The organism is Streptomyces amakusaensis, from assembly GCF_039532665.1.
In the GTDB taxonomy this organism is placed as follows: domain Bacteria; phylum Actinomycetota; class Actinomycetes; order Streptomycetales; family Streptomycetaceae; genus Streptomyces; species Streptomyces amakusaensis.
In genome coordinates, this window is the sequence record NZ_BAAASB010000088.1 from 1 (window position 1) to 758 (window position 758).

The 758-nt window shown below is 67.8% G+C and carries 1 protein-coding gene; it reads left to right on the plus strand.

What is annotated here, in order from left to right:
• Window positions 1-758, plus strand: a 758-nt coding sequence (locus ABD371_RS35750; protein WP_344486963.1) for an acyltransferase domain-containing protein, incomplete at both ends; no start/stop codon positions are given.

The window sequence follows — 758 nt, forward strand, 5'->3', positions numbered from 1 at the left end:
GGGGTGCGCCCGGGTGCGGTGGTCGGTCACTCTCAGGGTGAGATCGCGGCTGCGTGTGTGGCGGGGATTCTGTCGTTGGAGGATGCGGCTCGGGTGGTCGCGTTGCGGAGTCGGGCGATCGGTGGGGTGCTGGCGGGTCTGGGTGGCATGGTGTCGGTCCCGCTGCCCGCCGCGCGGGTGCGGGAGTTGATTGCCCCGTGGGGTGAGGGCCGTATCTCGGTCGCGGCTGTCAACGGGCCTTCCTCGGTCGTCGTCTCGGGTGAGGTGGCGGCTCTGGAGGAGCTTCTCGCCGTCTGTGAGAGGGATGGGGTCCGGGCGAAGCGGATCGCGGTCGACTACGCGTCGCACTCCGCGCAGGTGGAGCTGCTGCGTGAGGAGCTGGCGGGGTTGTTGGCTCCGGTTTCTCCGCGTGAGGCGGAGGTTCCGTTCCTGTCGACGGTGACGGGGGACTGGGTGGAGGGTCCTGAGCTGGATGGCGGGTACTGGTTCCGGAATCTGCGTCGTACGGTGGAGCTGGAGGACGCGACCCGGACGTTGTTGGATCAGGGTTTCGGTGTGTTCATCGAGTCGAGTCCTCATCCGGTGCTGTCGGTGGGTGTTCAGGAGACGGTGGAGGACGCGGGCCGTGAGGCCGCTGTTCTCGGTTCGCTGCGTCGTGGTGAGGGTGGTCTCGATCGTTTCTGGCAGTCGCTGGGTGAGGCGTATGTCCGTGGTGTGAGTGTGGATTGGGACGCGGTGTTCGCGGGGACGGGTGCCCG